This is a genomic window from Pseudomonas viridiflava, assembly GCF_900184295.1.
GTDB classification, from domain to species: Bacteria; Pseudomonadota; Gammaproteobacteria; order Pseudomonadales; family Pseudomonadaceae; genus Aquipseudomonas; species Aquipseudomonas viridiflava.
Map to the genome: position 1 here is coordinate 1,269,868 of NZ_LT855380.1, position 22,402 is coordinate 1,292,269.

The window sequence follows — 22,402 nt, forward strand, 5'->3', positions numbered from 1 at the left end:
AGCAACCCGGTTCATCGGTCTGTCTCCACGAAAAGACAGGCTGATGGCCCGGGTTGTTGTGCTTGAGGCGGCAGGGTGTTACAGATTGTGTCTTATGGACAGTTTCATTTGGGGACAATAATGACGACAACATCAAAAGCACCGCATTACACCGGCGAGGAGCGAAGCAAAAGAATCTTCGCGATTGTCGGCGCCTCTTCCGGAAATCTGGTCGAATGGTTCGACTTTTATATTTACGCCTTCTGTGCGATCTACTTCGCGCCCGCTTTCTTTCCTTCCGATGATCCGACCGTTCAGTTGCTCAATACCGCAGGTGTGTTCGCTGCCGGTTTTCTGATGCGACCGATTGGCGGCTGGCTGTTCGGCAGGGTCGCGGACAAGCATGGTCGCAAGAATTCCATGCTGATCTCTGTAACCATGATGTGTGCCGGTTCGCTGATCATCGCGTGTCTGCCGACCTACGCCTCGATCGGGGCCTGGGCACCGGCGCTGCTGTTGATGGCGCGTCTGCTTCAGGGCCTGTCGGTAGGCGGCGAGTACGGCACCACGGCCACTTACATGAGTGAAGTGGCGTTGCGCGGGCAGCGTGGTTTCTATGCCTCGTTCCAGTACGTGACGCTGATTGGCGGTCAGTTGCTGGCGGTGCTGACCGTGGTCATCCTTCAGCAGTTTCTCACCACTGAAGAGCTGCGCGACTACGGCTGGCGTATCCCGTTCGTCATCGGCGCGGCGGCGGCAGTCATCGCCTTGCTGCTGCGTCGCACACTGAACGAAACCACCACCGCCGAAAGTCGCAAGGACAAGGACGCGGGCAGTATCACGGCGCTGTTCAAGCATCACAAGGCAGCTTTTATCACTGTGCTGGGTTACACCGCCGGCGGCTCGCTGATTTTCTACACCTTTACGACCTACATGCAGAAATATCTGGTGAACACCGGCGGCATGGAGGCCAAGACCGCCAGTTACATCATGACCGGCGCGCTGTTCCTATACATGTGCATGCAACCGTTCTTTGGCATGCTGGCTGACCGCATTGGTCGTCGTAATTCGATGCTGTGGTTCGGCGCGCTGGGTACGCTGTGTACGGTGCCGATTCTGATGACCCTGAAAACCAACACCAACCCGTTCATGGCGTTTGTGCTGATTACCCTGGCATTGGCCATCGTCAGCTTCTACACCTCGATCAGCGGGTTGGTGAAGGCTGAGATGTTCCCGCCTCAGGTCCGCGCTCTGGGGGTTGGTCTGGCCTACGCCGTGGCCAACGCTGCCTTTGGCGGCTCGGCCGAATTCGTCGCCTTGAAACTCAAGAGTGCAGGGATGGAGAACAGCTTCTACTGGTACGTGACGGCGATGATGGCAATCGCGTTTCTGTTCAGCCTGCGCTTGCCCAAGGAGCCCGCTTACCTGCATCACGATCATTGATGAGCGCTGTTTTGCAGGCATAAAAAACCCACCGGATCCGGTGGGTTTTTTATTGGGCGTTGATCAGAACAAACGGATCAGAACAGCTGGATCGACGGCTTTTCCTTGTCGATCGTTGCGGTCTGACCGGTCTTCTCGTACCAGCCGCCGCCGAGGGCCTTGTACAGATTGACCTCGCTGGTCAGCTGCGCAAGACGGTCGGTGATCAGCGTCTGTTGCGCGCTGAACAGTGAGCGCTGAGCGTCGAGGAAGGTCAGGTTGCTGTCGATCCCGATGCGGTAGCGACGCTCGGCCAGACGGTAGTAGTCCTGGTTGGCAGTGACAAAGTCACGCTGTGCCTGGAGCTGCTCGTCGTAGGTCTTGCGCGAAGCCAGGCCGTCGGACACTTCCTGGAAAGCGGTCTGAATCGCCTTCTCGTAGTTGGCGACGCTGATTTCCTTCTGGATCTTGGAGTAATCCAGGCTGGCGCGCAGGCTGCCCGCGTTGAAGATCGGAATGTTGATACTCGGCTGGAACAGCCAGGTGCCCGAACCGCCCTTGAACAGACCGGACAATTCGGTGCTGCTGGTGCCCGCGCTGGCCGTCAGGCTGATGCTCGGGAAGAACGCGGCACGTGCGGCACCGATATTGGCGTTGGCAGCCTTGAGCGTGTGCTCGGCTTCCAGAATGTCCGGACGACGTTGCAGCAGATCGGACGGCAGGCCGGCCGGCATTTCGGTCAGCATGTCGGAGTCGAGCAACTGGCTGGCTGGCAGGTTGTCAGGCAGGCCGGTGCCCAGCAACAGCACCAGGTTGTTCTGATCCTGTGCGACCAGACGCTGGTACTGCGCCAGACGGGCGCGGGCGCTTTCGACAGCGGTCCGCGACTGGCTCAGGTCCAGTGCCGAAGAAACGCCGACTTCATTGCTGCGCGAGGTCAGGCGAAAGCTTTCTTCGTAGGTCTTGAGGGTGTCCTGCGTCAGCTTGAGCAGTTCCTTGTCGGCCTGCCAGGTCAGGTAGGCATTGGCAACGTTGGCCACCAGACTGATCTGGGTGCTGCGACGTGCCTCTTCGCTGGCGAAGTAGGTTTCCAACGCTTGCTGGCTGAGGCTGCGGACACGACCGAACAGGTCCAGCTCATAGGCGCTGACGCCCAGAGTCGCTGAATAGCTGCTGGTGATGGCCGACTGGCCGGTCTGCGTCTGGTCACCCGGAACGCGCTGACGGCTGCCGCTGCCATTGGCGGAAACCGCAGGCAGCAGGTCCGCACGCTGGATGCGGTACTGCGCACGGTAGGCGTCGATGTTCAGGGCCGCGACACGCAGGTCACGGTTGTTGACCAGCGCGGTCTGGATCAGGCGTTGCAGCGCCGGATCACGGAAGAACTCGCGCCAGCCTTGCTCGGCGGCAGCCATCTTGGCCGCTTCGGCCGGCGAGTACGCCGGACCTTGCGGGTATTGAGCGGCGACCGGAGCTTGCGGCTGCTTGTACTCGGGGATCAGGGAGCAGCCGCCGAGAATGAACGCGGTAACTGCCAGAGAGATCAGGGACTTGCTCATTGGCCAGCCTCGGTAGTTTTGACGTGTTGCTTGTTTGATTTGTCTTTGCCTTTGAACACCGACGACACGGCGACGTAGAACATAGGCACCCAGAAGATCGCCAGGATCGTTGCGGTGATCATACCGCCGATCACGCCTGTACCGATGGCGTGCTGGCTACCCGAACCGGCGCCGCTGGAGATTGCCAGCGGAACCACGCCGAGGATGAACGCCATCGAGGTCATGATGATCGGACGCAAGCGCATCCGGCAAGCTTCCATCGCCGACTCGACCAGCGATTTGCCCTGCTCATGCAGTTCCTTGGCGAACTCGACGATCAGAATGGCGTTCTTCGCCGCCAGCCCCACCGTCACCAGCAGGCCCACCTGGAAGAACACGTCGTTGGACAGCCCGCGCAGACTGGTCGCCATCAGTGCACCGATGACGCCGAGCGGCACCACCAGCATGACCGCAATCGGAATCGACCAGCTCTCGTAAAGCGCTGCCAGACAGAGGAACACCACCAGCATGGACAGTGCGTACAAGGCCGGTGCCTGAGAGCCGGACAGACGTTCTTCGAACGACAGGCCGGTAAACGAGTAGCCGATCCCGGCAGGCAGTTTCTTGGCGATGGCTTCAACTTCCGCCATGGCCTGACCGGAGCTGTAGCCCGGAGCAGGGGTACCCAGCACTTCCATGGCCGCTACGCCGTTATAGCGCGACAGCTTGGGCGAACCGTAGATCCACTCGCCGCTGGCGATGGCCGACAAGGGCACCATGGTGCCGCTGTCGTTACGCACGAACCACTTCTGCAGGTCTTCAGGCGTCATGCGGCTGAAGGCTTCGCCCTGCACATACACCTTCTTCACACGACCACGGTCGATGAAGTCGTTGACGTAACTGCCACCCAGCGCGATGGACAGGGTCTGGTTGATGTTGGACAGGGTAATGCCCAGTGCGCTGGCCTTCTCGTCGTCCACAGTCAGTTGATACTGCGGTTCGTCGTTCAGGCCGTTGGGACGTACGCCCGCCAGAATCTTGCTTTGCGCGGCCATGCCCAGGAACTGATTGCGTGCATCCAGCAGTTTCTGGTGACCGACACCGCCCTGGTCCTGCAGGTAAACGTCGAAACCGGTGGCGTTACCCAGTTCCAGTACCGATGGCGGTACGACCGCGAAGACCATGGCGTCACGGAAGCTGGCGAAGTGCGCCTGAGCCCGTTCGGCAATCTTGAACACGGTGGTTTCGGCATCACGCTCGTCCCACGGCTTGAGCATCACGAACGCCAGACCGGAGCTTTGACCACGACCTGCGAAGTTGAAGCCGTTGACGCTGAACACCGAGTTCACGCCCTTGCCTTCACCGTTCTCCTTGTCGAGCAGGAAGTCGCGCATGTCATCGATGACCTTCTGCGTGCGCTCTGCGGAAGAACCAGCCGGTGTCTGTACCTGGGCAAAGATGACGCCCTGGTCTTCTTCGGGCAGGAACGCCGCCGGAATACGGGTGAACAGCCAGATCATGCCTGCCACGATGATCAGGTACACGACGAAGGCCGGCAACTTGTGGGTCACCATGCGTTTCACGCCGTTTTCGTAGCTGACTACGCTGCGGTCGAAGGTCCGGTTGAACCAGCCGAAGAAGCCACGCTTGGGTTGGCCGTGTTTCTCAGGGTCGATAGGTTTGAGCATGGTGGCGCACAGCGCCGGGGTGAAGATCAGGGCCACAAGGACCGAGAGCGCCATCGCCGAAACAATGGTGATCGAGAACTGCTTGTAGATCACGCCTGTGGAGCCGCCGAAGAACGCCATCGGCAGCAGTACCGCCGAGAGCACCATGGCGATACCGACCAGCGCACCCTGGATCTGGTCCATGGATTTCTGCGTGGCCTCCTTCGGAGACAGATGCTCCTCGGCCATGACCCGTTCGACGTTTTCCACCACCACGATGGCGTCGTCCACCAAGAGTCCGATGGCGAGAATCATGCCGAACATGGTCAGCGTGTTGATGGTGAAGCCGAACGCAGCAAGGATGCCGAACGTACCCAGCAGTACCACCGGCACGGTCATCGTGGTGATGATGGTCGCGCGCAGGTTCTGCAGGAACAGGTACATCACCAGGAACACCAGCACGATGGCTTCGATCAGGGTGTGAACCACGCCGCTGATGGATTCCGTTACGGTCGGGGTGGTGTCATACGGGTAGACGACTTTCATGCCTGGCGGAAAGAAAGGCTCCAGCTCGCTGATGGTGGCGCGAATTGCTTTGGCGGTGTCGAGGGCGTTGGCACCCGAGGCCAGTTTGATCGCCATACCGGAAGCCGGTTTGCCGTTGAACTGTGCATCGATGCTGTAGTTCTGACCGCCCAGTTCGATACGCGCGACATCCTTGAGACGAACCTGCGAACCGTCAGCGTTGACCTTCAGAAAAATGTTGCCGAACTGTTCGGCAGTCTGCAGGCGGGTCTTGCCGATAATGGTCGCGTTCAGCTGAGTGCCGGGAAGCGCTGGCAGGCCGCCCAGCTGACCGGTCGCGATCTGCACGTTCTGTGCACTGACCGCGGTGGTCACGTCTACAGGCGTCAACTGGAAGTTGTTCAGCTTGGCCGGATCCAGCCAGATGCGCATCGCGTACTGCGAACCGAACACCTGGAAGTCACCCACACCGGAAGTCCGCGAGATCGGGTCCTGAATGTTGGAAACGATGTAGTTGGACAAGTCTTCGCGAGTCAGGCTGCCATCTTCGGCCACGAGACCGATCACCAGCAGGAAGTTCTTCACCGACTTGGTCACGCGCAGACCCTGTTGCTGCACTTCTTGCGGCAGCAGCGGGGTGGCCAGGTTGAGCTTGTTCTGTACCTGTACCTGAGCGGTGTCAGGGTTGGTGCCCTGGTTGAACGTCACGGTGATGGTCATGCTGCCATCGGAGTTACTGTCCGAGGAAACATAACGCAGGTTGTCGATACCGTTGAGCTGTTGCTCGATGATCTGTACCACGGTGTCCTGCACGGTCTGTGCAGAAGCGCCTGGGTAGGTGACCTGGATATCGATGGCTGTCGGCGCGATGGCCGGGTATTGGTTGATCGGCAGCTTCATGATCGAAAGCGTACCCACCAACATGATCACCAGGGCTAATACCCAGGCGAAGATGGGGCGGTCAATAAAGAATCTGGACATCTATCACTCACCTTTGCCAGTGGCAGCAGGGGCAGCATTGGCAGACTGGTCAGCGGTGAGGTTGGTTGCTTCCTTGACCTTCACTTCAGCGCCTGGTTTGACGTATTGCAGGCCTTCGGTGATCACGCGGTCACCCTCGCTCAGACCTTTCTCGATCAGCCAGTAGGCACCGGTGGTACGACTGGTGACGAGTTCACGCTGCTCGACCTTGTTGTCCTTGTTGACCACCAGAGCGGTCGGCGTGCCTTTCAGGTCGCGGGTCACGCCTTGCTGCGGCGCCAGGATGGCCTTGCTGTTGACGCCAGCCTTCAGCTGAGCGTGAACGAACATGCCGGGCAGGAGCATGTGATCCGGGTTGGGGAACACAGCGCGCAACGTCACCGAACCGGTGGCCTGATCGACCGACACTTCGGAGAACTCGAGCTTGCCTTCCTGCGGGTATTCACTGCCATCTTCGAGAGTCAGCTTGACCGACGCAGAGTTGTCACCCGACTTCTGCAACCGGCCGCTGGCCAGGTCGGCGCGCAGTTTGAGCATGTCCGCCGAGGACTGGTTGACGTCCACGTAGATCGGGTCCAGTTGCTGGATTGTCGCCATTGCGTTGGTCTGGCCATTGCTGACCAGCGCGCCCTCGGTGACAGCCGAGCGACCGATGCGGCCGGAAATCGGCGCCAGTACCTTGGTGAAACGCAGGTTGATCTGGGCGGACTGCAGGGCAGCCTGAGCTTCCTGGGTCGACGCGAGCGCAGTGTCGTACTCCTGACGGCTGACGGCCTGCTCATTCACCAGCTGCTTGTAACGGTCGGACATCGACTTGGCCGACTGCAGGGTCGCCTTGGCGCTGTTGGCGCTGGCTTCATAAACAGAAGGATCGATCTGATACAGCTGCTGACCGGCCTTCACATCCCCGCCTTCGGTGAACAGGCGCTTGAGAATGATGCCGTTGACCTGCGGCCGGACTTCAGCCACGCGGAACGCAGTGGTTCGGCCGGGCAGTTCGGTGGTTAGGGTATACGGCTGGGCTTTCAGTGTGACGACACCGACCTCAGGGGTCTGCGGAGGCGGGGCCTCCTGCTCCTTCTTGCCACAACCGCTGAGCAGGGTTGCCAGGGCGACGGCAGTGACCAGAACGGTAACAGCTGGCTTGAATTGCATGAAGATCCTCGGGGCAGGAGCCTGTTTACTCAACAGAGTGTTGAAGTGTTAAAAAATATTTCGGCTAGATAAGTAGCATGCTAAGGAATATACTTACATTCATGGCTGTTTGTAAATACCTTCCCTGTGCAATCATTCGCCGCGAAGGGTGCCATCAGCGGGTTCGGGACAAGGCAAAACAACTGCCGCCCGGTTTTGTCTCCAGGCCGTGAACCACACAGGTGCCTGAAGAGATTTTTTTGAGGTTGATTGCCATGGCTCGTCGCACCAAAGAGGAAGCTCAGATCACTCGCAGCCAGATACTGGAGGCTGCCGAGCAGGCGTTTTATGAGCGCGGTGTGGCTCGCACGACGCTGGCCGACATCGCGACGCTTGCCGGTGTGACGAGGGGTGCCATCTATTGGCATTTCAACAACAAGGCCGATCTGGTGCAGGCGATGCTGGACAGCCTGCAGGAACCGCTCGACGAAATGTCGCAGGCCAGTCAGGACGAAGACGAAGAAGACCCGCTGGGTTGCATGAAGAATCTCTTGGTTCATCTGTTTCATGAGCTTGCACTTGACCCTAAAACCCGTCGCATCAATGAAATCCTTTTTCATAAATGCGAGTTTACTGACGAGATGTGTGATTTCCGTCGTCAACGTCAAGAGAACGCCATTGGGTGCCACGAGCGTATTCAACTGGGGCTGAGCAATGCCGTGCGTCAGGGACAATTGCCAGAAGATCTGGATACGGCTCGCGCGGCGGTCGCTCTGTTTTCATACGTAAACGGCATCATCTACCAGTGGTTGCTGGTGCCCGACAGCTACTCACTGCCGTCGGAGTCCGAGCAACTGGTGGAAGTCTGCATGGACATGCTGCGTTTCAGCCCTTCACTGCGTGTGCCAAAGCTTCTGATTGAAGGCTGACAGAATATAACGCTGTCGGGTTCCAAATGGGCACCCTTCGAATTCAATTAATTGCGGTAAACAAAAAGTTTACCGTTTGCTGACATTTGTCCGTCCGCGTATGTGTGTGTAATACGCTTTTACGGCATAGGATGACGTGAGCTTGTAGGACGTCGGTAGGACATTTCCTGAAACATGTAGCTGATTTCCCAAACTAAATTCCGTGTATTGCTCCGCTTCGAAACTCCCTTCACTCTTCGCTCCCTAATCGACATGGTGAGAGGGAAGTTGCATGTCCAGGCGAAATCTTGCGCCTATATGCGCTGAAAACAAGGACAGTTGTGCAAAAGCCCGCCAGGCGACAATCCGCCTGAGCTGCGCTGGCCGAACTTCATTCCGACGGATGGATCATCCGGGCGTTGATGGCTTTGCACAAAGCCCCGCCCCGGTTGACAGCCGGGGGAGGGCCGAATGATGCCGCAGGCTGTATTGGATTGCATGAGCCCACTGTTAAGACTGGAGTTACAGGCCGAGCGCATTGCCGTGGACTCGGCACAGGGAATGCCGGTTGTTCGTCTGGGGCTGATCACCACGCTGTATTTCAGAAAAGGCCATACCCAGGATGCGAAGCAGCGGGTGGAGGCCTGCTTTTCACGCTTCTACACGGCCTTCAAACCGGTGCTCAAATGGCAGCTCTATAAACGCATGCGTCGTTTGACACCTTCCGGGTTCGCTTCCTGCCGACGCCAGGTGGTCCATGGTTCGCCACAGGACCAGTTCGTCTGGTCGATTGCCAGCGCCACCCAGGCCGAAGTTGCCAGCTACAGCCTGTTTGTCATGAACACCTCTGAAGGGCAGGCCGACAATGATCTTTCCTGTCTGAAAATGGTATTGCCCTGGTCGTACCTGACCGAGCCCGACGGCCTGAAAAACTATGAAGGCTGGATCCGGTACCTGAGCAGCGAAGTGCAGGCCGAACATGGGTTCGGCGGTCTGGCCTGCATCCTTCCCTGTGACGGACATCAGTATCTTTCGTGGGAATATCGGCTCGCCCAGCAGTATGTGGGGCTGATGGTCGATCCCGGACCGCATATAGAAAGCCTTCGCCTGCTGGACCATATCAAGGGTGTGGGCTGGTATACGGTTCTGGGCGAGTCTTTCGTGAGACGCCTGGGCAGCAGCGACAGGCTCCGGGCTCAGTTGAGCGGGCACAGCGATATCGTCTTCCATGCGTACAGCACCGGGCTGATGATCCGCGCCGGAAGCGTCCCTGAACTGGGCGAGCGCGGTCGGCTCCCGCCTGCTTCCTATAGGGCCGTCAACAAGGTGATCAAGCCGATCCGTTTGCAGGACACCGGCAATCTTCACCCCTATCTGGCACCGGGGCTTGGCTTTACCAGGCAGACAACTGCGCAGTGGTTCGCCCGTTTTGACGAAAAGCCTCCTCAGCCGGTGGATGCCGGTCGGGCATGTCCTCAGGCGGGCTACTGGTTCAGCAATGCCCGGGCCCGGTCTCGGCGGTTTTTCAATGAAAGTGAAATCATGCCCGCGTTCGAACACCTGAAAGGCAAGAGAACCCAGTGGTTCTGGGCGGCTCAGTCGGAGTGACCGCCGCTTCGTCATCGGCCGCGACTAGTCACGGCCCCGCAGAAGGTTGTTGGGCATGGCCCAGGCAGCGGCAATACCCAGCAACGAGATGGCCGCGCTGGTGATCAGCAGATTTCTGAAGGTCAGGGCCAGCTCGGCGCGCAAGGTCTCCAGCGCCGGGCCGGTGGCGGCATTCAGACTGTCGAGCAGCACGTTGCCCGAGGCGCCTTCATGGCCGATGGCCCCAGGCTCCAGCTGACCGACGCCGGTGTGCTGCAGCATGGCCAGCAGCAGGGCAGACATCAACGCCACGCCTACCGCACCGCCCAATGAGCGGAACAGGTTGGTGGTGCTGGTGGCAACGCCCATATCCCTGATGTCGACCGAGTTCTGTGTTCCTACCAGTGAGGTCGGGAACTGCATGCCTGAGGCGATACCGGTCAGGATCATGAACAGACTCATCAGCACGATCGACTGCGGCGGGGTGAACGCCATGCCCAGAATCGCGATGGGCATCAGCACCGCGCCGGTGGCGATCAGGGGCTTGTAACGTCCGGTCAGGGCCGTACGCCGCCCAGCGAAATAAGCACCCATCGGCATGCCCATCGCCAGAGGAAGCAGATGAAGCGCCGCGCTGTCTGCGCCGCCACCGGTGACCGTCTGGTAGCGCAGCGGCATCAGCACAATCAGCGAGATGGCCTGGAAGCTGGTGAAAAATACCGTGCACCAGCAAAGCACCGCGCTGCGGTTGGCAAACAGGTGCATGGGCAACAGCGGCTCTCTGGCGCGCCTTTCATACCAGACAAACAGCGCAAGGGTCAGCAGGGCGACGCCCAGCAGCGCTTGCACCTGCATATCATCCAGACCGTGGCCCTGGCCAATCTCGGTAATGCCCAGCAGCAAGGCAGTCAGGCCGATGATCATCAATATCGTGCCCAGATAATCGATGATCGGTTTGCGTTGCGGAATCGGCAGCCCTTTCAGCGTGCGCCAGGCCACCACCAACGCGAATATCCCCAGCGGCAGATTGATCAGGAATACCCAGCGCCACGACAGGTATTCGGTCATCAGACCACCGAGAACAGGTCCGGCGACACTGGCGACGGCGTACATGCTGCTGAAATAGCCCTGATAACGGCCTCGCTCACGGGGCGGAACGATGTCGGCAATAATCGCCTGGCTGACCGACACCATGCCCCCCGCGCCAATGCCCTGCAGCACGCGAGCCAGTACCAATTGCTCCATGCTCTGGGCCAGCCCGCAGAACAGCGAGGCCAGGGTGAACAGGCCGAGGCCGAACAGCATCAGCTTGCGCCGTCCGTACAGATCGCCCAGCTTGCCGTAGATGGGCACGGCAACGGTCAGCGAAACCATGTAGGCGGAGATCACCCAGGCCAGCAGGTCGATGTCTTTGAATTGGGCGGAGATGGCAGGCATCGAGACCGCGACAATGGTCTGGTCGAGCGCACTGAGGAACACGGCCATCATCAATGCGAACAGAATGCTGCGGATAGCAGTGGGGGTAGGGGGAAGACTGGTCAAGGCAGAACCTGATGGCAGTGTTGACCCGCCGCAAACGTGACGGGAGATGTCTGGCCAGTCTAATCCGATAGGGGGCTAATCGATAGCTCCCTTCATATGATCAGCGATGAAAAACATTACCCGATGTCAGTCATCGCAGTGCGCTGAAGGTTGAGTTGGTCGGCACGCAATGGCCGAACGAGCAGCTCACGACCGTCGGTGCCTGTCGCGCCAGCTCGGTGCGCCAGGCACCGGCTGCATAAACACCGAGTACAGCGATAACACCTGCCACCACCATGCATTTTCTTGTTATGGGTCTCATGTTGCACTCCTCACTTCAGTTGCAAAGCAATTTGAAAGAGCTGATTGGAGTGTAGGACAGGAATGGAGGCTGTACAGAATGCGCCAGCAACACACCGTCAGCCTTACAGGCTAAAATTCGTGCTTTCACTGATTGGCAGGTTCAAGACCGATGGCGCGCAAGGAATACGAAGAATTCGAAGCTGTATCCGCGGTAATGCCCGGCGAGGAGGGCTACCGTGCGGCAATCGCGGTCAAGGCTCGCGCCGGAGGAGCTCCGCGCTTCCACGCGGTTCTGCCGGGGCAGACGTTCAAGACTGCCCACGAGGCCGATCTGGCCGCAACCGCAGAGCTTGAGCGGTTGGCCAGCGTCGACGCCGAGGGTGAACTGGTCTGGTGATACGCCTGATCAGGCGCCCGGTCTGAACATCTTGAACAAAGCTTCAGGACCCAGCTGGAAATAATCCGCAGGCCCGCCGCCGCGCAGAATCGGCTCGGCGGCGGCCGTGTCGTAGACGCCGTCCTTGAGCAGGGATTTGGCGATATGCACCGCAACCACTTCGCCCAGAATTAGCCAGCTGGGTACCAGCTCCTTGTCGGCGCGCTGTAGCTGGACGATCTGCGTGACCTTGCATTCGAACGACACCGGCGTCTCCAGCACGCGCGGCACAGCCACGATGTGCGACGCCAGCGGCGTCAGGTTGGCCAGTTCGAATTCACTGACGTCGGCACCGACCGGGGCGCAGGTCTGGTTCATGGCTTCGGCCAGCGAACGTGTTGCCAGGTTCCAGACGAACTCGCCGGTCTGTTCGATGTTATTCAGGCTGTCCTTGCGGCCGACGCTGCAAAAACCAATGATCGGCGGCACGTAGTTGAACGCGTTGAAGAAGCTGTAAGGCGCCAGATTCAGCTTGCCGTTGGCGTCCTGGGACGAAATCCAGCCAATGGGTCGCGGGCCGACAATCGCGTTGAACGGGTCGTGAGGCAAACCATGACCTTTGGACGGTTCGTAGGAGTGAATAGCGTCTGACATGCTTGTTTCCTGATCAGCTCAATGACGGGGTTGGCAGCATAGTGCTGCGCTTTGGCAGCGGATGCCAGCATTCAGACACTGAAAAGCCCGGCATGTGCCGGGCTTTGAGGGGTTGTGAAGCGTGTTGCTTAAGCGCGGCGATTGGCACCTACGCGGTCTGCACCATCAGCGGCCAGACGGTTTGCACCGACGTGGTCAGCACCATCGGCAGCCTGACGGTTTGCACCGACACGATCAGCGCCGTCTGCAGCGAGGCGGTTTGCACCGACATGGTCAGCACCATCGGCAGCCTGGCGGTTTGCACCGACGCGATCAGCACCATCGGCAGCGAGGCGGTTTGCACCAACATGGTCAGCACCATCGGCGGCCTGGCGGTTGGCACCGACGCGATCAGCACCGTCAGCAGCTACGCGGATCGAGCCGACGTTGGTGTGCTTGGTGCCGCCTTCGGCAACGACAGGGGCGTTCGACAGGTCGCTGGCAGTCACGGCTGGCAGTGCGAAAGCGCTCGAAGCCAGAACAGAGAAAGCGAGGCCGAAAATCAGTTTGGTAGTTTTCATGAGGGTGTCTCCAGTTTGGGTCGGGTGAGTTGTCATCCCGGTATGGAGGCAATGCTACGCGCTGGCGGATTATTAAGAAGTTAATCGGATTGCTACCGACCATCGCTGAAAATGATACTTGGCCCGAGCGCTCTGTTTTCGGGCCTTGCAGAGGTGATGGCATCATGATGGTGCGTTTTCTGAAAAATCCTGTAATAAAGGCTCTTGACAAATAAAAACAATATCTAATTCAGTGGTTTGGGCCTATTTTTCAGCCGTAATGTGCACCGCAGTGAAACACTTGGAAACATCCGGCCTCTGAATGACAGCCTGATTCGCGCCCGCAAAAAAGGGCAGCCCCGGCTGCTGGCTGCCCTTTATCACTGAGACGCGAGGTCAGTCGGTTTCGATTCGCGAGTGTTTGCGGGTGTCCTTCATGAAGACATACACCAACAGCGAGCACGCGATACAGGCCGTAACGTACCAGTAGTAGCCGGTTTCCATGCCGATGCTCTTGAACCACAGCGCAATGTACTCAGCCGTGCCGCCGAAGATCGAGACGGTCAGTGCGTATGGCAGGCCCACGCCCAGCGCACGAATCTCGGTCGGAAACAGTTCCGCCTTTACCACTGCGTTGATCGAGGTATAGCCACTGACGATGATCAGCGCTGCCATGATCAGGAAGAACGCGCCCCACCAGGTCTGGATGGTGTGCAGGGTGGTGAGGATCGGCACGGTGCACAAGGTGCCCAGCACGCCGAACGCGATGAGAATCGGGCGTCTGCCGACCTTGTCCGACAGCGCGCCGATCACCGGTTGCAACACCATGAACAGGAACAGCGTTGCCGCCGAAATGGTCGTCGAGTCCGTGATGCTCATGCCGACCGTGTTCACCAGATACTTCTGCATGTAGGTGGTGTACGTGTAGAACGCCAGCGTACCGCCCATGGTCAGGCCGACCACAGTCATCAGTTCCTTGGGATGACGCATCAGCGTGCGCATCAGACTTTCCTTGGCCTTTTCCTTTTTCTTGCGGGTGAAGGACTCGGTCTCTTCCATGCCACGACGCAGGAACAGCGCAACCACCGCACACAGCGCGCCGATGACGAACGGGATACGCCAGCCCCACGCGTACAGTTGCTCGGTGGTCAGCGTCTGTTGCAGCACGATCAGCACGCCCAGCGCGATGAGCTGGCCGGAAATCAGGGTGACGTACTGGAAGCTGGAGAAGAAGCCGCGACGTTCCTTGGTTGCCATCTCACTGAGATAGGTGGCCGAGGTGCCGTATTCGCCACCGACCGACAGGCCCTGCAGCAGACGGGCGAACACCAGCAGGATCGGTGCGCCGACGCCGATACTTTCGTAACCGGGCGTGAGGGCAATGATCAGCGAGCCGAAGCACATCAGCAGCACCGAGGCCATCAGCGCCGCCTTGCGACCCTTGTAGTCAGCGTACAGGCCCATCAGCCAGCCACCGATCGGACGCATCAGAAAGCCGACGGCAAAAATCGCAGCCGTGTTGAGCAACTGGGCAGTGGTGTCGCCCTTGGGGAAGAAGGCTTTGGCGAAGTACAGCGAGAAGGCGGCGTAGACGTACCAGTCATACCACTCGACCATGTTGCCGACCGAACCGCTGAAAATGGATTTGAGGCGACTCGAAGTGGTTTTCGGAGCAGCGGCGGCGCCCGCCGACCCCTTCGGTAGGGAGTTGGAAATTTCCATGGTGATCCTTTTTCATTATTTTTAGAGGAGGCATTCAATGCCCTGACCAGTTCCATAGCAGGAGCTGTGCCACACCAGAGAGGGTTGTTCTAGAGGGGTTGAAAACGTTGGATGAGCGATAATCCGCTCATCCGGGGTGTTTGAGTGAGCGGATTATTGCCGATGGCGTTGTTCGCTCGGCTAGCGAGCAGGCCCAGGCCCGAAGATGATCACGGCAATGACAAAGGCGAACATCAAGCCCAGCGTGAGCATCGCCCATTTGCCGATGTTCCTTGAGCAGACCTCTTTAAGCCTGCGCCATCCACCGGTCCTGGCACCGACAGCGTCTTTGATCAAAGACAGTCGGTAGGGAGACAGGTAAATCCAGACCAGCAGGGCGGCGACATAAGAGGCCAGCGGTATCGGGCCCGAATGCGCGTAGAGGACGCCGACGAGCACTATCGGAATGCCGTGGGCCAGTACCATGGCCTGATAACCCGGCCAACTGAGCGACACGGGCAACACGCGTTCACTCAGCCATTTATCCGTCGATTCAAACGCGTCTCTGAACGGTTGCCAGATGGCCTGTGCGATATAAAAAGCCGTCATCATCAGCACGGGCGTGACGACGAAACAGAAGAACAGGTCAAACCCGATGGATGTCTTGCCCGGCGGTTGGAAGTACTGCGCGGTCAGGGCGAGAGATACGCCAGCGGCATACACCCTGGCATAAGGGTTGAAACCAACCTGACGGCGTAGTTTTCGCCAGCCATGCAGGTCTGCATCCGGAAACAGTTCAAGGAGTTCCGGATGACGTTCCGACAGGTCGAAGCTCAATCGATTGCAGGCTACCCAGACGTCGTCATCGCATTCCCTGGCAATACGCAACTGCTCTCTCAGCGGGGGTGGATCGAGCAACAGTTGCGCAGCATGAGCGTCGGCGCTGTCCAGAGGACCTGACAGCAATTGCTGCTGGCGTCGGGCAAACTCCTTTTTCTCGCAGCGCTCGATCAGGTGCATCCAGAGCGAGGGTGTGCCGGAGTGTACGTCGTGTTTCCGATCCCAATCGAAGAGACCTGAAATGCGCTCGAAAAGGGAAGCGCTCCATTCATCGGTGTTGAGCAGCAGTGTCATGGTCCAGTGTTCGAGCTGGTCATGTTGATCCAGGGACAACAACCACGGTTGTTGCTCCAGCGCCTTCAGCGCGTCCAGAAATTCACGCTCCTGATGCCTGGCGAGCAGGTCGCGAAACGCGGGCAACGAGCTGTCCAGAAGGGCTTGTGTCAGGCGTTGCGTCTGATGCGCCCTGAACTGCAGCTTTTGCAGGGGCGTCAACCAATGCAACCGGACGACTGCCGCCTGAATCAGCTCCAGATGTTCGTCTGGTTCAAGCAGGCAGCGCCTGGCCAGGTGCTGCTGAAATTCGTCATCACAGCCCTGTTCCCGCGCCAGTTGGTGTTGCGACTCCAGATTCTGTGGCGTGGTCCGCACGGCCTGTTCATACCAGCTTGTCTCGACGACGGCCGAGCGCACAGGTTCGACCTTTGCCAGCGTCGGCATAAGAGGCGGTGCGACAGGCACAATCTCCAGGGCAGGCCGATGAGCCGCAGGCTCTGTGTCCCGGACGCCGGGCGTGGCGAACAGACTGTCTTCCTCGTCGCGCTCGTCGTCTTCGACGCGATTGCGCGCCCGGTTCAGCGCCTGTTCATACGCCGTGCGCAGAGTCTGAAAGGCCACAGGGTCATCGTCAGGCCGGGTCGTTTTCAACAGCCTGGAATATTGACGCTTGATACTGCGCTCGTCGGCGTCGTGATCCAGCTCCAGCACACCCCAACAATCCATTGTCGTCACCACTCACCTCGTTCGACGTGGTCTGCCTGCTGTTCGAGATGTTTGCGCATCTCACCAATCTGACGCTCATCCTGGGTTTCCAGCACACGTTGGAACTGAGCGGCCCAGTTGCCGAGCATTTCACGCTGCTCACCCAGATACTCCTGATACAGACGTTCCAGGCGCGCCATGAGGTGGGTGTTGACCTGCTTTTCGCGAGGATGAACCTTGAGTGCTTCCAGTACCTTGAGTCGATCCTGAATTTCGGCCGGCGTCATGACCCCTGGATTGTTTTCGATCACCAGCCTGTGACTGATGCCAGTGGCCTGGACCGACACGTCGGCCTCGAGCAGCCCGTTGTTGTCGTAGGTGAAGCGCACGTCCAGTTCGATCTCGCCTGCCTTGGCTTTGGGGACCGGGATGTTCAGCTCGCCCAGCGCAATGTTGTCTTTGACCAGTCGGCTTTCACCCTGAAAGATCCTCAGGATGACCTCGCTCTGATTGTCCGAGACCGTGTTGACGGTCTGTACCCGGCTGACAGGCACCACACTGTTGCGCTCGATGATCGGCAGGTAATGCCCGCCCTGATGCCCGTTGAATACCCGTTGGGAAATCTCGATACCCAGTGTGTAAGGGCACACATCCGTCAGCACGATCTCTTCGAGCGCCGCATCGCGCTGTTTGAGCGCGGCCTGGATCGCAGCACCCTGAGCGACCACCTCATCGGGGTTGAGCGTGATCGACGGGAAGCGCCCGAACATGCCGGCGGCCAGCTTGCGGATCAGCGGCATGCGTGTGGTGCCGCCCACCAGCAGGATTTCATCGAGATCTGCGACACGAATCTTTGCGTCACGCAGTGCCCGCTCGATAGGTGCGCGCAGGCGCGCCAGTAACGGGGCATAAAGCTCTGCGACCTGTTCCTGGGTAATCGTCCTGCGCCACTCGCGGTCTGCGTGACGCAGGACGAAGTCGGCAAATTCATCTTGCCCCAGCGCCTTGCGAACCCGCTCCGCTTCACGTCGCAGCGAGGGCTCGATCAGCGCTCTTGCGGGAAAGTTGGAGTCGCCCTGATGTGCGCTGACAAAATGGTCGAGCAAGGCTCTGTCGAAATCTTCGCCGCCAAGAAAGTTGTCACCCGCGCTGGCGCGGACTTCCATCACGCCGTCAAAAAGCTCCAGGATCGAAATGTCGAACGTACCGCCACCCAGATCAAAGATCAGAAAGGACGTTTCGCCTTCCTTTTGATGAAGCCCGTAGGCCAGCGCCGCCGCCGTGGGTTCGTTGATCAGTTTTTCGACCTTGAGCCCGGCCAGCTCACCCGCGATGCGCGTGGCCTTGCGCTGGGCATCGCTGAAATAGGCCGGCACGCTGATGACGGCTTCGGTCACCGGCTCGCCGTAGGCACGCTCGACATCGGCCTTCAGGCTTTTGAGTACCAGCGAGGACAGCTCTTCCGGACGATAGGTATCGGCGCCCAGACGCACTTGCTGGGCACTGCCCATGTAGCGCTTGAACAGTGCGGTGGTTTTATCGGGATGGGTCTGCAGGCGCTCCCGTGCTGCCTTGCCGACCAGAATCTGGCCCTCGTCATCAAGCCCGACGACGCTGGGGGTCAGGGTGTCTCCCAGCGCGTTGGTGACCAACTCGCTTTTACCGTCGCGCCACACGGCGACCAGGCTGTTGGTCGTGCCCAAATCAATACCGACAATCATGTCAAACCTTCTCCTTGCATACGGCTGTCCAAGTGCTCAAAAAGTAAAAGAATGTCCGGTCCGGGCTGAAACGGCGAGCAGTATTTCAGTCCTTCGATTCTGTACGTCGAGACGCTGCCTTGTGCAGAAGCGTGGCGAGGTCTTCCAGCGCGTAGGGTTTCTGCAACAGGTCGAAGCGGTGCGATTCGTCTTGAGCGAACTGGGCGAATTCAGTGCTGTAGCCGGTCGTCAGCACGACTGGCATCCATGGGTAGCGCGTTTCGATCTCGGCATACAGCTCAAGACCGCTCATGCCCGGCATGGCGATGTCCGAAAACACCACCTGGAAACTCTCGGGGTTGCCCGAAAGCTCCTGCAACGCCTCGCTGCCGCTGGAGACCCAGACCACCTGAAATCCCAGTTGCTCAAGCATCGGGCGGGTGTAGGTGCCGATGTCCTGATTATCTTCCACCATCAGCACGCACAGGCCGGGCAGGGCGCTCAGGGTCTGGCCTTTCTGCTCGGGAGCGATCTCATGATTCTGCGCGCTGGGCAGGCACAGCGTGAAGCGGCTGCCGCTGCCCAGCTCGCTTTCGACCAGCACTTCACCGCCCGACTGCTTGGCAAAGCCAAACACCTGCGAAAGGCCCAGTCCGGTGCCTTGGCCGACGCTTTTCGTGGTGTAGAACGGTTCGAAGATCAGCCCCAGTTTTTCCTTGGGAATGCCCGAGCCCGTGTCGGTCAGGGTCACTGTCACGTAGTCCCCGTCGCTCAGTGAAGGGGAAAGTTCGCTGGACGGGCAGGCAGACCGTTCCACCTTGATGGTCAGGCGGCCCGAGCCTGCCATTGCATCGCGGGCGTTGACCACCATGTTGACCAGTGCCGTGTCGAACTGGCTGCCGTCGGCAAAGATGAAACACGGGGCTGCGGGCACATCGATATCGACCTGAATCCGCGACCCGGTCAGGGTGTCCATCATTTCCCCGATACGGGCGACGCTTTCGCCCACGTCGAACACTTCAGGCTGCAACGCCTGTCGACGAGCGAAGGCCAGGAGCTGGCCGGTCAGTCGTGCAGCGCGGTCCACGGTGCTGGAGATGGCCTCGACGTATTTGACCCGCCGCGCTTCGTCCAGATCAGCAGGTTTCAACAGGTCGCTGCAGGAGCGGATCACGGTCAGCAGGTTGTTGAAGTCGTGCGCCACGCCGCCTGTGAGCTGGCCGATGGCTTCCAGTTTCTGTGCCTGATGAAGCGCATCCTGAGAAAGCCGCAGGGCTTCATTGGCTTCTTCCTCAGCCTGGATGTCGCGGCCTACGGCATGGATGAACTGCTGGTCCGGCACCGCCGTCCAGGCAATCGTGCGGTACGAGCCGTCGGCATGCCGATAGCGATTCTTGAAGTGCGGAATGTTCTGGCCGTTCTCCAGCCCACTCATGGCGGTAAGCGTGCTGTCCACATCATCGGGATGCACCAGCGTCAGGAACTGGCTGCCCACAAGCGCCTGCTCGGACCAGCCCAGCGCCTGAGTCCAGGCCGGATTGACGGCGTTGATGATGCCGTCGAACTGCGCCACGAGCATCAGGTCGGTCGAGAGTCGCCAGATCCGGTCGCGATCACGGGTGCGCTCCACCACGCGTTGTTCGAGCGATTCATTCAAGGCCTTCAGGGCCTCTTCAGCATCGCGCAACTGCGTCATGTCGCGGGACACGCAGAGAATTTTCTCCGGCTTGCCGTCGGTGCCAAATATGGGGCTGACCTGCACGTGCCACCATTTGACGGTGCCCGCCATGGTCTGCGCCGAGCCCATGAAACTGGCGCTCTTTCCCGCCCGGGCTGCTTCGACTGCGGCCTTGGCTTCGAGATTGCCCTGGTTCTGCCAGAAGTCCGGCCACGGACAGCCGCGGATCGCGTTGAAGTCGCTGACTTCCATGATGCGCTGACCGCCTTCGCTCATGAAGGTCAGGCGCGAGTCCAGGTCCAACACTTTGATGCAATCGTTGATGCTCGACAGGACCCGGTCAGTGAAGGCTTCGTTCTCGTTCTGTCTGGCCTGGGCGAGTACGTGCGCCGTGGTCTCGTTGACCCGGCAAAACACACCTTCGATCACGCCCGTGTTGCCGTACAGCGGCGAATACGACAACGACCACCAGGTCAGCTCGGACTTTCCGTTACGGGTCAAGCTGCGCTGGATGTTATCGGATCGGCAGCTATGACCGGCCATCGCCTGTTCGGCCAGATGACGCACGTCTTCCCAGGCATCGCCCCAGACCGAAGCGATAGGCTGCCCTTGTGCCTGGCTGGCTGCGACAGGCAGCACGGCGCAGTAGGCGTCATTGAAGAACAGCATGAATTCAGGTCCCCACAGCACGTACATGCTGTCCGGGCAACTGAGCATTAAATTCATTGAGGACAACAGTGCCGATGGCCAGTTGTTCCTGGTCCCCAGAGCAGACGTCGACCAGTCTGTCTCTCGGATAAGCCGACCCATTTCGCCGCCACCCAAAGGGAGGTCGAGGGGAGTATTCACGGTAGAAAATGCCCCATGTTTCGGACTGCTGAGGTTGGCTGGAGTATCAAGGTCGGCATGATGTCATTGTGCCTTTCAACTATCCAGCGATCACGACCAAAGGTGGCGTGACAGTATGCAGACCCGGTGCGTCTGGAAATGTTCGTTTCCGGCCAGACAAGTATTTTCGGCCAGTCGTCCTTCAGCTCAGGAACATTTCCCGCATGAGACCGTGACGCTGCATTTTTTCGTTGAGGGTCCGGCGCGGCAACTGCAATTCATGGAGCACCGCTTTGATATCGCCCTTGTGTCGGCTAAGCGAGGCGCGCAGGCATTGGGCCTCGAAGGCTTCCTGCTGAGCCGCCAGAGACTGTCCGGTCGGTTCGGCGTGTGTTTCCACGTCTGGCCGGGTCAGGCCCAAAGCTTGGCGTTCGGCAGCGTTGGCCAGTTCGCGCACATTGCCGGGCCAGTCATGGCTCAGCAACTGGCTCAGCCTGGCCGCGCTGACCACCGGGGCTTCACGGCCCATGCGCTCTGCCGCTGCACGGGCAAAATGGTTGAACAGCAGCGGAATGTCTTCACGTCGTTCACGCAGCGCGGGCAAATGCAGTTCGGCCACGTTGAGCCGGTAGGCGAGGTCTTCGCGAAAGCGTCCGGCGCGCGCTTCTTCCAGCAGATCCGGCTTGGTGGCTGCAATGATTCGCAGGTCAACGTCGATGCTCTGATTGGAGCCCAGCCGTTCCAGCCGCTTGTCCTGCAGTACCCGCAGCAGTTTGACCTGCTGCGCCATGGGCATGCTTTCGATTTCGTCGAGAAATACCGTGCCGCCGTCAGCGTATTCGAGGCGGCCGATGCGCTTGCCCTGGGCACCGGTGAACGCGCCGCTTTCATGGCCGAACAGCTCGGCTTCGAACAGGTGTTCGGGAATGGCGGCGCAGTTGAGGGCGACGAACGGCTTGCTCGCGCGGGGGCCGAAGTCGTGCAGGCAACGGGCGACTAGCTCCTTGCCGCTGCCGGTTTCGCCGCGAATGATGACGTTCACCGACAGCTGCGACAGTTCCAGCACGTGATGGCGCAACGTCTGCAGGCTCGGCGACATGCCCAGCAGCGTGGCATCCAGCCGCGTACGGGCGTCGGCCTGCTCATGCAGGCGTCGGTTTTCCAGAATCAGTTGACGCTTTTCCAGGGCGCGGCGCAGGTTGCTGATCAGTGTTTCCGGGCTGAAGGGTTTTTCCAGAAAGTCGTAGGCACCTTCGCGCATGGCTTCGACGGCCATGGGGACATCGCCATGACCGGTCAGCAGAATGACCGGCAAGTCCTTGTCGATGACCTGCAGGCGTGCCAGCAGCTCAAGCCCGCTGATGCCCGGCATACGCACGTCAGTGAGTACTACGCCGGGGAAGTGCTCCGGCAGTTCTGCCAGACATTCTTCAGCCCTGGCGAAAACCTGCACAGTGAAACCCGACAGGGTCAGCCACTGTTCAACGGCCTGTCGGATGGGGGCTTCGTCGTCTACCACGATGACCGAGTTCAACATGCC

Annotated in this window: 16 protein-coding genes; 4 read left to right on the forward strand and 12 right to left on the reverse strand. The window is 59.5% G+C overall.

Annotation, left to right across the window (positions count from 1 at the left end; genetic code table 11):
• Positions 1–120 precede the first annotated feature (120 nt).
• Entirely contained in the window at positions 121–1,422 is a 1,302-nt protein-coding gene (locus CFBP1590_RS06060; RefSeq protein ID WP_004881332.1) for an MFS family transporter, read from the forward strand.
• A 77-nt stretch (positions 1,423–1,499) separates the two neighbouring features.
• On the opposite strand, the gene CFBP1590_RS06065 is transcribed toward CFBP1590_RS06060, so the two are convergent.
• From CFBP1590_RS06065 to CFBP1590_RS06075, 3 genes are read right to left on the reverse strand one after another with little or no spacing between them, the layout of a single operon-like run.
• Positions 1,500–2,960, reverse strand: a complete 1,461-nt coding sequence (locus CFBP1590_RS06065; RefSeq protein WP_004881331.1) for an AdeC/AdeK/OprM family multidrug efflux complex outer membrane factor — start codon at positions 2,958–2,960, stop codon at positions 1,500–1,502.
• Positions 2,957–6,112, reverse strand: a complete 3,156-nt coding sequence (locus CFBP1590_RS06070) for an efflux RND transporter permease subunit (RefSeq protein ID WP_029243233.1) — start codon at positions 6,110–6,112, stop codon at positions 2,957–2,959. Before CFBP1590_RS06070 ends, CFBP1590_RS06065 begins: the two co-directional genes overlap by 4 nt.
• Positions 6,113–6,115: 3 nt before the next feature.
• A complete protein-coding gene (locus CFBP1590_RS06075) occupies positions 6,116–7,267 on the reverse strand; it encodes an efflux RND transporter periplasmic adaptor subunit (RefSeq protein WP_025996799.1) in 1,152 nt (383 codons plus the stop codon).
• 254 nt (positions 7,268–7,521) lie between these two features.
• On the opposite strand from CFBP1590_RS06075, the gene pmeR reads away from it, so the two are divergent.
• Together pmeR and CFBP1590_RS06085 are read left to right on the forward strand one after the other, a co-directional pair.
• On the forward strand, positions 7,522–8,175 hold the full coding sequence (pmeR, locus tag CFBP1590_RS06080; RefSeq protein WP_029243232.1) for an auxin-lysine conjugate-binding transcriptional regulator PmeR: 654 nt from the start codon (positions 7,522–7,524) through the stop codon (positions 8,173–8,175).
• A 477-nt stretch (positions 8,176–8,652) separates the two neighbouring features.
• Positions 8,653–9,762 (forward strand): DUF3396 domain-containing protein, encoded by a 1,110-nt coding sequence (locus CFBP1590_RS06085; protein ID WP_050575435.1) that lies wholly within the window; start codon positions 8,653–8,655, stop codon positions 9,760–9,762.
• A 24-nt stretch (positions 9,763–9,786) separates the two neighbouring features.
• On the opposite strand, the gene CFBP1590_RS06090 is transcribed toward CFBP1590_RS06085, so the two are convergent.
• A complete protein-coding gene (locus tag CFBP1590_RS06090; RefSeq protein WP_043304051.1) occupies positions 9,787–11,283 on the reverse strand; it encodes an MDR family MFS transporter in 1,497 nt (498 codons plus the stop codon).
• A 130-nt stretch (positions 11,284–11,413) separates the two neighbouring features.
• On the reverse strand, positions 11,414–11,584 hold the full coding sequence (locus CFBP1590_RS27835; RefSeq protein ID WP_162868421.1) for a hypothetical protein: 171 nt from the start codon (positions 11,582–11,584) through the stop codon (positions 11,414–11,416).
• Positions 11,585–11,734: 150 nt separating this feature from the next.
• On the opposite strand from CFBP1590_RS27835, the gene CFBP1590_RS06095 reads away from it, so the two are divergent.
• Positions 11,735–11,962 carry a hypothetical protein gene (locus tag CFBP1590_RS06095; RefSeq protein WP_004881321.1) on the forward strand — a complete coding sequence of 76 codons (228 nt, stop codon included), beginning with the start codon at positions 11,735–11,737 and terminating at the stop codon, positions 11,960–11,962.
• Between the two features lie 9 nt (positions 11,963–11,971).
• On the opposite strand, the gene CFBP1590_RS06100 is transcribed toward CFBP1590_RS06095, so the two are convergent.
• The 7 genes from CFBP1590_RS06100 to mifR form a co-directional block, all read right to left on the reverse strand.
• The gene (locus tag CFBP1590_RS06100) at positions 11,972–12,595 is read right to left on the reverse strand and encodes a flavin reductase family protein (protein WP_004881319.1); all 624 of its coding nucleotides are present in this window, start codon (positions 12,593–12,595) and stop codon (positions 11,972–11,974) included.
• Between the two features lie 128 nt (positions 12,596–12,723).
• Complete coding sequence (locus tag CFBP1590_RS06105) at positions 12,724–13,155, reverse strand: hypothetical protein (RefSeq protein WP_025996803.1); 432 nt, start codon at positions 13,153–13,155, stop codon at positions 12,724–12,726.
• 375 nt (positions 13,156–13,530) lie between these two features.
• Positions 13,531–14,856, reverse strand: coding sequence for an MFS transporter (locus CFBP1590_RS06110; RefSeq protein ID WP_058432504.1), 1,326 nt, complete (start codon positions 14,854–14,856; stop codon positions 13,531–13,533).
• 180 nt (positions 14,857–15,036) lie between these two features.
• Positions 15,037–16,677 carry a J domain-containing protein gene (locus CFBP1590_RS06115; RefSeq protein WP_162864226.1) on the reverse strand — a complete coding sequence of 547 codons (1,641 nt, stop codon included), beginning with the start codon at positions 16,675–16,677 and terminating at the stop codon, positions 15,037–15,039.
• A gap of 5 nt (positions 16,678–16,682) precedes the next feature.
• The gene (locus CFBP1590_RS06120) at positions 16,683–18,377 is read right to left on the reverse strand and encodes a molecular chaperone HscC (RefSeq protein WP_088234652.1); all 1,695 of its coding nucleotides are present in this window, start codon (positions 18,375–18,377) and stop codon (positions 16,683–16,685) included.
• Positions 18,378–18,462: 85 nt separating this feature from the next.
• Positions 18,463–20,844 carry a PAS domain-containing protein gene (locus tag CFBP1590_RS06125; protein ID WP_088234653.1) on the reverse strand — a complete coding sequence of 794 codons (2,382 nt, stop codon included), beginning with the start codon at positions 20,842–20,844 and terminating at the stop codon, positions 18,463–18,465.
• A 220-nt stretch (positions 20,845–21,064) separates the two neighbouring features.
• The gene (mifR, locus tag CFBP1590_RS06130) at positions 21,065–22,399 is read right to left on the reverse strand and encodes a two-component system response regulator MifR (protein ID WP_088234654.1); all 1,335 of its coding nucleotides are present in this window, start codon (positions 22,397–22,399) and stop codon (positions 21,065–21,067) included.
• Between the last annotated feature and the right edge of the window lie 3 nt (positions 22,400–22,402).